This window comes from Actinoplanes sp. NPDC051633, from assembly GCF_040681735.1.
GTDB lineage: Bacteria > Actinomycetota > Actinomycetes > Mycobacteriales > Micromonosporaceae > Actinoplanes.
In genome coordinates this window covers 1-1,762 of sequence record NZ_JBFAZH010001428.1, presented here as the reverse complement: position 1 = coordinate 1,762, position 1,762 = coordinate 1, and the positions used below count along the sequence as shown (strand labels likewise).

The window sequence follows — 1,762 nt, the reverse complement described above, 5'->3', positions numbered from 1 at the left end:
CTGGCCACGGCGGTGACCGCGGTGGACCAGCCCCGCACCCGCCGCCGGCGGCGGCCCTCCCGCATCGCCCTCGGCACGTCGATGCGCGGCGCACCCTGCGGCTCACCGCGCAGCGGCTCGAGCAGCTGCTGCGCGTACTCGTCCTGGTTTCCCACCGTATTGCCTTTCATGATCGATCCGTGAGGGCGGCGTGCGCGCCGGGCCGCGGGCCGAGCAGGACGCGCAGCCGGGCGAGGGCGTGTGAGGTCTGGCTCTTGACCGTGCCCTCGGTGCAGCCGAGCAGCCGGGCCACCTCGCTGATGGGCTGGTCGCAGAGGTATCGCAGGACCAGCACCGCCTGCTGCCGCGGCGGGAGACGGTCCAGGGCGCTGCGCACGACGGCGCTGTCCTCCGGGGAACCGGACGGGACCGGCGCCGGATCCGGTGGGCCTCCGACCAGCCGGACCTTCCACCAGCCGCGTCTTCGGCCGTCGAGGAAGACGCGGACCAGCATGGTGTGCACGTAGGCGTCCACGTTGTCCGCCCTGGACGCTTTCGACCAGCGCGTGTAGAGCTTGGTCAGGGTCTCCTGGACGAGGTCGTCGGCCTCGTGCCGGTCGCCGCTGAGTGAGTACGCGGTGCGCCGCAGACTGGGCACGCGCGCATGCACGTACGCCAGATACTCATCGTCGGATCCACTTGGCATCGCCGCCGCTCCTTGTCGCCGCCTACACCCATCCGACGCGGATCGATCGGATTAAGTTGTATCCCGGATCGACCGACACATCGACGCCCAACCGGGGAGGCGTATGAGCCGCACGGACGTTCTGCGGATCTTGGCCGACCGCGTCCTGTCGATCGAGCTCGACCATCCCGTCCGGGTGGGTGTCGACGGCCTCTCGGCGGCCGGCAAGTCGACGCTGGCCGACGCACTGGCCGACACACTGCGGGCGAGCACCGCCCGCGAGGTGATCCGCGTCGGCCTCGACCACTTCAAACGGCACGTCGACCTGCGCACCGGATACCCGCCCGGCTCGCCGGAAAGCTACTACCACGAGATGTACGACACCGACGCGATCCGCTCGCTGCTGCTCGAGCCGCTCGGCCCCGGAGGGGCCCGGGTTCTCCGCCCTTGGCGGAGCCTCAGCGGCCGGCAGCAGCACAGCCCCGGTGGCAGCCGGCGGTACCGCACCGCGGTGATGGACCTGCGTGGGCGCACCCCGGTCGACTCGCCCGAGCGGGTGGCGCCGGACGACGCGATCCTGGTCGCCGACGGCGGGTTCCTGCAGAAGCCGGCCCTCGCCGGACATTGGGACCTACGGATCTACGTCGACATCGACCTCGCGGACGTGCAGCGCCGCGGCGCCGACCGGGACCAGGCGTGGATGGACTCCTACGAGCAGGCGGCCGAGCGCTACCGCACGTACTACGTACCCGGTGAGCGCCTCTACCTGACGGAGGTCGACCCGGCCGCCGTCGCGGACGTCGTCGTCGACAACCGGAACTTCGCCGCGCCGCGGATCACCCGCCGGTGAGCAGGGGCAGGGCCAGGCGCTCGCCCAGCTCGCCGGCGGAGATCCCGAAGGTCTCCCGCACGGCGAGGCCGTCCGGAGTGACGAGGAAGGTCGCCAGGTCGGTGTAGACGCGGTCGACGCAGCCGACGCCGGTCAGCGGGTACGTGCACTCGGGCACCAGCTTCGGCGTCCCGTCCTTCGCGAACAGCGTCATCATCACGTAGACGCTCTTCGCCCCCACGGCCAGATCCATCGCCCCGCCGACGGCC

The 1,762-nt window shown here is 71.6% G+C and carries 3 protein-coding genes; 1 reads left to right on the top strand and 2 read right to left on the bottom strand.

Translation table 11 applies throughout. The annotated features are described in order from the left end of the window. Positions 1 to 166: 166 nt before the first annotated feature. Positions 167 to 685, bottom strand: a complete 519-nt coding sequence (locus AB0M20_RS41730; protein ID WP_364306885.1) for a SigE family RNA polymerase sigma factor — start codon at positions 683 to 685, stop codon at positions 167 to 169. Between the two features lie 103 nt (positions 686 to 788). Between AB0M20_RS41730 and AB0M20_RS41725 the strand changes: the two genes are divergently transcribed. Beyond that, on the top strand, positions 789 to 1,514 hold the full coding sequence (locus tag AB0M20_RS41725) for a hypothetical protein (protein ID WP_364306884.1): 726 nt from the start codon (positions 789 to 791) through the stop codon (positions 1,512 to 1,514). Here the strand turns inward: AB0M20_RS41725 and AB0M20_RS41720 are convergent. Further along, the coding region (locus AB0M20_RS41720) for a CoA-transferase (protein ID WP_364306882.1) at positions 1,501 to 1,762 on the bottom strand (262 nt) is incomplete at its 5' end. The two genes, AB0M20_RS41725 and AB0M20_RS41720, sit on opposite strands and share 14 nt — an antisense overlap.